Source organism: Thermodesulfobacteriota bacterium (assembly GCA_026415035.1).
Lineage (GTDB): Bacteria > Desulfobacterota > BSN033 > BSN033 > UBA1163 > RBG-16-49-23.
This window is the reverse complement of sequence record JAOAHX010000031.1, coordinates 22,492-30,545: the sequence shown is the minus strand read 5'-3', so window position 1 is coordinate 30,545 and position 8,054 is coordinate 22,492. Positions and strand designations below refer to the sequence as shown.

7 protein-coding genes are annotated in these 8,054 nt (G+C 51.7%); all 7 read left to right on the top strand.

From position 1 onward, the window contains the following. Positions 1-518 precede the first annotated feature (518 nt). The 7 genes from amrS (N3G78_13665) to N3G78_13635 all read left to right on the top strand — a co-directional run bounded on the left by amrS (N3G78_13665) (position 519) and on the right by N3G78_13635 (position 8,024). Positions 519-1,514 carry an AmmeMemoRadiSam system radical SAM enzyme gene (amrS, locus tag N3G78_13665; protein ID MCX8118962.1) on the top strand — a complete coding sequence of 332 codons (996 nt, stop codon included), beginning with the start codon at positions 519-521 and terminating at the stop codon, positions 1,512-1,514. Positions 1,515-1,564: 50 nt separating this feature from the next. Continuing rightward, positions 1,565-2,626: an AmmeMemoRadiSam system radical SAM enzyme gene (amrS, locus tag N3G78_13660; protein MCX8118961.1), complete on the top strand. Its 1,062-nt coding sequence runs from the start codon at positions 1,565-1,567 to the stop codon at positions 2,624-2,626. A gap of 40 nt (positions 2,627-2,666) precedes the next feature. Then, on the top strand, positions 2,667-4,004 hold the full coding sequence (locus tag N3G78_13655) for an aspartate aminotransferase family protein (protein ID MCX8118960.1): 1,338 nt from the start codon (positions 2,667-2,669) through the stop codon (positions 4,002-4,004). A gap of 90 nt (positions 4,005-4,094) precedes the next feature. Next, a complete protein-coding gene (locus N3G78_13650; GenBank protein ID MCX8118959.1) occupies positions 4,095-4,913 on the top strand; it encodes an IclR family transcriptional regulator in 819 nt (272 codons plus the stop codon). Positions 4,914-4,935: 22 nt separating this feature from the next. Beyond that, positions 4,936-6,249, top strand: a complete 1,314-nt coding sequence (locus N3G78_13645; GenBank protein ID MCX8118958.1) for an AMP-binding protein — start codon at positions 4,936-4,938, stop codon at positions 6,247-6,249. Then, positions 6,242-6,409: a hypothetical protein gene (locus N3G78_13640; GenBank protein MCX8118957.1), complete on the top strand. Its 168-nt coding sequence runs from the start codon at positions 6,242-6,244 to the stop codon at positions 6,407-6,409. Before N3G78_13645 ends, N3G78_13640 begins: the two co-directional genes overlap by 8 nt. 187 nt (positions 6,410-6,596) lie before the next feature. Then, positions 6,597-8,024, top strand: a complete 1,428-nt coding sequence (locus tag N3G78_13635; protein MCX8118956.1) for a sigma 54-interacting transcriptional regulator — start codon at positions 6,597-6,599, stop codon at positions 8,022-8,024. Positions 8,025-8,054 lie beyond the last annotated feature (30 nt).

The following is an 8,054-nucleotide window of genomic DNA, read 5'->3' as shown; positions in this document are numbered from 1 at the left end:
CCTTATGGGGGTAAAAAACTCTGACCTTCATCATAGGAAACCGCCTCCTTTCTCTGATGAGCGTGAGGGCGGAAATCCCTTCTCCTAAAAGGATCAAAAAAATAAAAAGGAGGAAAGGGATTGAATTTGAAACGGTAGGACATGACCTTTAAAAAGTGAGAGGGATATTCCCTCTCTGCCAAACGATTAATATCAGCGGGGTCTTTAAGATACCCCTTAAAAGGCCCGTGAAAAACCTTTTGGCCCTGATTTCCCGTCAATACCTTTGCAAAAGTTATCTTAATTTTAAACAGCCTCGTGGCCTCTGTCAAAAAAATTTTCGTCCAAAAGGATGGCCTCCCCCTCTTTCCTTCTAAGGGAAAGAATGGTAAATTATAGTAGGAACCCGCGGGTGGAGAATGTTCGGGCGGAGAGGTTTTTTAAAAAGGATGGCCCTCTTTTTCATGGCGGCGAGAGATCTCATGGCCTCAGATCCTTCAGCAGGAAGGCCGTCCTCAACGCCCCCCCTTCGGGAGGCCATGTTTTATAAGAGACTTGATGGGCTTCGTGTCCAATGCCTGCTTTGCCCCCGGGAGTGCCTCATCAGCCATGGGAAGAGAGGTTTCTGCCGGAATCGGGAAAACCAGAACGGCATCCTCTACACCCTCGTCTACGGCAAACCCTGCGCGGTGGACATCGGGCCGATTGAGAAGGCACCTCTTTACCATTTCATCCCCGGCCATTTCAGGCTCTGCCTCACCTGTGCCAGTTGCAACCTCCGATGCAAATATTGTCAGAACTGGCACCTCTCCCAGAAAAGCGTGGAGGAACTGAGCCATTATCCTTACAACCCCTCGGAGATCGTCGATCTGGCAAAGAAGGAGAATCTTCCCTCTATCTCCTTCACCTATACCGAACCCACGGTATACTATGAATACCTCTACGATATCTCAATCATAGCAAGACAGAGAGGCATCAAGACATCCATCGTTTCAAATGGCTATATCAATAGAGAACCGATGGTCAAACTCCTCAGCGTGCTTGATGCGGTCAAGATCGACCTCAAGGGATTTAGCGAGAAATTCTATGAAGAGGTCTGCTCCGCCAGCCTGAGGCCCGTCCTCGAGACCCTCCTCACCGTGAAAAAGTACGGGACCTGGCTCGAAGTCGTCAATCTCGTCGTCCCCACCCTTAACGACGACCCGAAGATGATCGAGGAGATGTGCCTTTGGGTCAAAGGGAACCTCGGCGTGGACACCCCGATCCACTTCACCCGGTTCTTTCCAAATTATAAACTGACCCACCTCTCCCCTACCCCTGTGGCGACCTTAGAATCTGCTTACGAGATCGCGAAGAAAAATGGGCTGAGGTACGTCTATATCGGAAATGTCCCGGGGCATCTCCGAAATTCAACCTTCTGCCCATCCTGTGGCAAGAAGATCATACACCGAACCCATTTCGACATTTTAGAAATGAACGTGAACGAGGGGAAATGCAGGTTTTGTGCCACTCCAGTGGCAGGGAAATGGTCGTAGATTTGAATCGTAGGCTCTTCCTGAAAAGATCTTTCCTTGTTGGTCTATCCATGGTGGTCCACGGACAATTCTCACCCTCCGATTCCACCGCCAAAGAAGGTCCGGTAAAAAGAGCCCTGTTTTTTAAAAAGCTCAACGGGAATCTAACCCAATGCGAACTCTGCTTTCGGGGATGCCTTATTCCGGAGGGGAAAAGAGGTTTTTGCAGGGTGAGGGAGAACCAGAAGGGAGAACTTCGAAGCCTCGTTTACGGAAAGCCTGCTGGCCTCCAGATCGATCCGATTGAGCTGGAGCCGATGTATCATATGGTCCCCGGCCATAAGAACCTCTGTGTCTATACTGCGTCATGTAATTTCCGTTGCAAACACTGCCAAAACTGGACCATCTCTCAATCGGCTCCCGAACAGATCACGCCCATGAAATATACCCCAGGGGAGATCGTCGAGGAGGCCTTGAAACAGGGCTGCCAGTCGATTTCTCACAGCATCAATGAACCGACGGTCTTCTATGAGATGATGCTCGAGGTGGTTCAACTGGCCAAACGGAAGGGGCTGCTCACCCTCTGCCATACCAACGGAGGGATCGCCCGGGCTCCATTGATCGAGCTTTTAAAATACCTCGACGGGGTGACCGTGGATCTAAAGTCTTTCAATCCAAAATTTTACGAAGAGATCTCGGAGGCCAAACTTGACCCCGTGCTTGAAACCTTAAAAACCGTCCGGGAATCCGGGAGGCATCTCGAAATCGTCAACCTGGTGATTCCCACCCTGAATGATGATCCGGCGGATATACGAAAGATGTGCAAATGGATTATCACCCATCTTGGCAGGGAGACCCCAATCCATTTCACACGGTTCTCCCCCCAGTATAAGATGACCCACCTCCCTCCCACTCCCATTAAAACCCTTGAAGAGGCCATGGGGATTGCCAAGGCCGAGGGGATGAAATATGTCTATGTCGGAAATGTCGTGGGCCACCCTGCCAACAGCACCTACTGCCCAAATTGTGGCAAATGTATTATCGAGAGGACCCACTACCTCGTCCTCAAGAATCGGGTCAAGAAGGGCTACTGTCCCTTCTGCAACGAGAAGCTCCCAGGGGTGTGGGGTTGATGGGGAGGAAAGGTCCGAAGCCAAAGAGAGGAGGGCATCTATGGTCAGCCATACCGATATTGGGTCAAACCCATCCCATCTGATACTCGCCAGGACCCATCGGGAGAGGATCAAGCACGGGTTCACCGTGATGGTCAGGGGAGAGGGCGTCTGGGTTTATGACCGAGACGGAAACCGTTACCTCGACTTCGAAGCCGGCCTGACCCGCCCGGTCCATGTGGGTTATGGAAGAAAGGAGATCGCGCGGGCAGGCTATGATCAGATGGTGGAGCTCTGCTACTTCACTCCGATGGAGTATGCCAACGAACCCGCCCTGAAGCTGGCGGAGGTCCTGACCGAGATCGCTCCGGGGGACATCCGCCACTTTTTCTTCGTCTCGAGCGGTTCGGAGGCTGTCGAGTCTGCCCTCAAACTCGCCAAGCATTACCATTACTTTAGAGGAGATAAGAAACGTTACAAAGTCATTTCCAGGCGTGGGGCTTACCATGGGGTCACAGGAGGGGCATTAAACCTCCTCGGCACGGTCCTTCCCATGCGTCAGGTGATGGAGCCCATGTCCCCCGGAACAATCTTTGTGGAGTCGCCCTACTGCTACCGGTGTCCCTTTCACCTCACCTATCCTTCCTGTGACCTCGCCTGCGCACAGGATGTGGAACGAATCATTCAATTCGAGGATCCCGAACAAATCTCAGCCTTTATTGGCGAACCCATTCAGCAGGGTTTCGGCGCCTACGCCCCTCCGAAGGAGTATTGGAAGATCATTCGGGAGATCTGCGATCGATACGGAATCCTCCTCATCATCGACGAAGTCATCTGTGGGTTCGGAAGGACTGGAAGATGGTTCGGGATCGATCACTTCGAGATCCAGCCCGATCTTCTGACGATGGCCAAAGGGATCACCAGTGGCTATGTCCCCCTCGGTGCAGTGGGATGCACCGGTCGCGTCATGGAACCCATTGAGATCTTCCACCATCTCCACACCTATTCGAACCATCCCGTGGCTTGCGCGGTGGCTTTAAAAAACATCGAAATCATGAAGGAAGAAAAGCTCGTAGAACGTTCCAGGGAGATGGGGGATTATCTGCTGAACTCTTTAAAAAAGCTCGAAGCTCACCCCATCGTGGGAGAAGTCAGGGGGAGGGGGCTTTGGGCCGGCATCGACTTTACCTCGGATAAGCCGAGAAGGGCCCCCTTTCCGCCCCAGCGGGTCATTCGAATCACCGACCGAGCCAAACAGAAAGGATTGATCCTCAAAACGATGGGACAAGCCCTTGAAATCGCCCCTCCCCTCATCATCCGGAAAGAAGAGATCGACGAGGCCGTCCACCTCCTGTCCCAATGCCTCGCCGAAGAGGCCCAAGAGGGGGAATTCCGATAAAGAGGCTCTTGACATCTTTCTTTCGAAGGAGTAAGATAGGAGCACCTTATAAAACAAAGTTCTTCTAATAGAACAAAGGGAAAGGCTCCCTTGCCGGCGTCTTCCGAAAAACCCCTGTCTAAATCCTCTTATAAACCGATCGTCCCCGCCGTGGAACAGGCCTGCGAAATTCTCCGCTGCCTCGGAAAGAACCCAAGGTTCAAGATGGGGGTGACCGAGATCGCCCGATCGGTCGGAATTGCCAAAAGCAAGGGGCATTCGATCCTGAATACCCTGGGCCAGTTCGGATTCGTCGAGAAGGATCCCCAGACCAAAACTTACTCCTTGGGCGTCGGCCTTCTCCCTCTTGCGCGACAAGTCCTCGATAATCTCAAATATCCTGAAATCGTCTCCCCCTTCCTCAACAAACTCGCAGACGAGACCCACAGCACGGCCCTCTTCGCATTGATTCAAGGCGATCATGTCGTGGTCCTGGATAAATATGAACGGAACCAGAACATCGGCTTCACCGTTCGTCTGGGGCATAAGTTTCACCTCACCCTGGGCGCTCATGGAAAAGCCATCGTGGCTTTTTTGCCCGAGGAGGAGCGCGAAAGGATCTTATCCCAAAAAAAACTCTACTTTTCCATGGATCCCAATCGGTTTAACCCGAGACGGCTCCGAGAGGAATTGGCCCGATGCCGGAAACTGGGGTATGCCCAGGATATAGGAGGGATCACCCCTGGGGTGAACGTGGTGAGCTCCCCCCTCTTTGGGAATCGCGATCGATTGATCGGGTGCATCATCTTAATGGGAACCTTCTCTAAGGAGAAGGTCCGCGATTTTGGTAAGAAGGTTGCCATCCTGGGCTACCAAATCTCCCAGAAACTGGGGGCGGATGTGGAGGCGATCTATCCCAAACCTTTTTGATCAGGAACGAACAGGAGGCTTTATGGAGTTCTGGAACCCCTACCTTGAGACCCTCCCCAGAGAAACTTATAACCAAATCGAGCTTTCGTACTTCCGAAGAATGTTTGCCTATGCCAAAGAACATTCGGCCCTCTACAGGGATAAGTTAAAAGGGATCGAGGCGGAAGACATCCGTTCGTTCGAAGACCTCCGAAAGATCCCTTTCACAGAAAAGGAAGAGATGAGGAAGTACCAGGAGATGGAGCCTTTCCCCTATGGAGGCCTCCTGGGGACCGACATCGAAAAGGTGACCACTTTTAGACAAACCAGCGGGACGACCGGAAAACCGATTTATGTCCCGGAAACCTATGAAAGTTGGCAGTGGAGGGTCGAGGTCTGGTGCCACATCCTCTATATGGCCGGTTTCCGACCCAGGCACCGGGTTTTTCTCCCCTTCGGATATAACGTCTATGTCGCTTTCTGGGAGGCCCATTTTGCCTCTGAAAAGGTGGGGTGTGAGCTCGTCCCCGGGGGAGCCCTCGACACGAAGGGAAGGATCCATAAAATCCTTGAAGTCCGGGCCAACGGCATGATGAACACGCCCACGTATGGCCTCCATATTGCCGAAGAGGCAAAGGCCATGGGGATCGACCCCGCCTCCCTCGGCATCGAAAGGATGCTCTGTGCGGGAGAACCGATGCCCACGGCTACCAGGAAACGACTCGAAGAGCTCTACCAATGCCATGTCTTCGATCACATCGGCGGGACAGAGCCCTGTGCCTGGGCGGGGATGTGCGAAGCCAAGGAGGGGCTGCACATCATCGAACCCTTCTTCCTGGTCGAGATTTTGGACCGGGAGACCCTTCAGAGGGAAGTCGAGGAAGGAGAGATCGGCGTGGCCGTGGTCACGCCTCTTGGAAGGAGGTCCTTCCCACTGATCCGTTTCAACACGAAGGACTTGGTGGTGAAGGGAAAGAACGGATGTCCCTGCGGTAGGACCTCCAAAAAGATTCAGGAGGTCGTGGGACGCATCGATGACTTGCGGAAAGTCCGGGGCGTCCTCTTCTCACCCAAGACGGTCGAAGAGGTGATCCGAAAAGATTTCCAGGAGGTGGAAGAGTTCGAGATTATCGTGGAACGGAGGGGCTTGATGGACGTCATCACGCTTAGGGCCGAGCCCAGCCCTTCCTTAACGGTGAGCGCCATCGAGCAGATCAAGGCCCGCCTTCACGAAAAACTCAAGATCGCCACCAATCTGACCTTCAACGTCATTATGGAACCACCCGGATCGCTGCCCCGGTATACCTTGAAGGCGAAGCGGTTCAAGGATTTGAGGGAGGGAAAAAAGGATGAATGAACAGATCAGAATGGAAATCGAAAAGATCGAAGAAGGTGCAAAACGACTCCAAGCCCTTGCCCGAGACAATCCCGCCGTTCTGAAGAATGCGGAGATCCTCCTCACCTTTATTTATATCCTCAAATTTATCACGCCGATCCCCGGGAGGGAAGGTCTCTGAAATAAACCGTGGAAAGAGCTGGGTCTCTTTTTTAGCAAGGGGCCCAGTTTTTTCCCTTTTTCTGATGAAAAAAACCTCCTCCCTTTCTTTGAGCTCACCTTTTCTTGCGAACAAAATAATCCTTTGACAATCCGAACGGTTATGGTAAACTATCTCTGCCTTTTAAGAGGGAAAGGAGAGGGGGTCCATGGACATCCAGGAACTTATCAGAAAGGTTCGTTTTTATGAAACCATCCTCGACAACATCCACAACGGAGTCATGATCACGGACAAGGAAGGGAAGATCATCTTTTTCAGCAAGACCTATGGGAATTTTTTGGGCGTGGATCCGAAGAAGATGGTTGGGAGACATTGTACCGAAGTGCTGGAAAATACACGGATGCACATCGTGGCCAAGACCGGAGTCCCAGAGATCAACCATCCCCATCGCATCAAAGGGCAGGATATGGTCGTTCAGCGTATTCCGATCGAGATCGATGGAGAAGTGATCGCCGTCTATGGTCAGGTGATGTTCAAGGATGTGAGGGATGTCCATGCCCTTTCGAAAAAACTCAATCTCCTCGAATCGAAGGTCGAATTTTACGAGAGGGAGCTTGAGACCCTAAGGGCCTCCAAATATACGATCAACAACATCGTTGGGGAAAGCGCTCGGATGGTCGAGTTGAAAAAACTCGCTCTGAAGGCGGCCCAAACCCATTCGCCTGTCCTGTTGATAGGCGAAAGCGGGACCGGGAAGGAACTCTTTGCTCACGCCATCCATCATGCCAGCGAACGAAGACATTATCCTTTCATCCGACTCAATTGCGCCGCGATCCCAAAAGACCTTCTCGAGGCCGAACTCTTCGGATACGAACCCGGGGCTTTCACGGGTGCAGGCCCCAGAGGAAAACCCGGGAAATTTGAATTGGCCCATAACGGAACGATCTTTCTTGATGAGATCAGCGATCTTCCTCTCGAGATGCAGCCCAAACTCCTTCGCGTTCTCGAGGAGAAAGAGACCGAGCGTTTGGGAGGGACGAGGGTTACCCGAACCAACTTCAGGCTCATCGCTGCGACCCAAGAAAATCTTGAAAAATGTGTTGAGCAGGGCAGATTCCGAAAAGATTTGTATTACCGACTCAACGTGATCCCCATCCACATTCCGCCCCTCCGCGAACGTAAAGAGGATATCCCATTAATTGTCGAAAATCTCATCCGAAATTTAAACAAAGAGCTTGGTACGAGCGTAACCCGGATCTCGCCTGAAGTGATGGTTATCCTTGAAAATTATGATTGGCCTGGAAATGTAAGAGAACTTGCCAACATCCTCGAAAGGATGATCTATGCCGCGGAGGGGGACTCCATTGAAGTCCGTCACCTTCCATTCTTTCTCAGGGGTTTAGAAAAAGATCCCGTAAAAAGCCCTACCCCACATTTAAAGAGACTGCGCGAAGACATAGAAAAAGAGGCGTTGATCCATGCCATTCGAATCTCTAACAACAATAAAAATAAGGCTGCTAAACTACTCGGTATACACAGGACCGCCATCTATAAAAAGATGAGAAAATTTAATATTTCTAATGGGATAATATCATCTCGGGAGGGAGGACCACCCCCGCTTTTTTTAAATGGATAAATGGAGCAACCCCCATTTTTCACATCAAAC

Bases quoted from the DNA above. Each gene is read 5' to 3' on its own strand.
- amrS (MCX8118961.1), top strand. From the start codon at position 1,565: ATGGTGGTCCACGGACAATTCTCACCCTCCGATTCCACCGCCAAAGAA.
- N3G78_13635 (MCX8118956.1), top strand. From the start codon at position 6,597: ATGGACATCCAGGAACTTATCAGAAAGGTTCGTTTTTATGAAACCATC.
- N3G78_13645 (MCX8118958.1), top strand. From the start codon at position 4,936: ATGGAGTTCTGGAACCCCTACCTTGAGACCCTCCCCAGAGAAACTTAT.
- N3G78_13640 (MCX8118957.1), top strand. From the start codon at position 6,242: ATGAATGAACAGATCAGAATGGAAATCGAAAAGATCGAAGAAGGTGCA.
- N3G78_13655 (MCX8118960.1), top strand. From the start codon at position 2,667: ATGGTCAGCCATACCGATATTGGGTCAAACCCATCCCATCTGATACTC.
- amrS (MCX8118962.1), top strand. From the start codon at position 519: ATGTTTTATAAGAGACTTGATGGGCTTCGTGTCCAATGCCTGCTTTGC.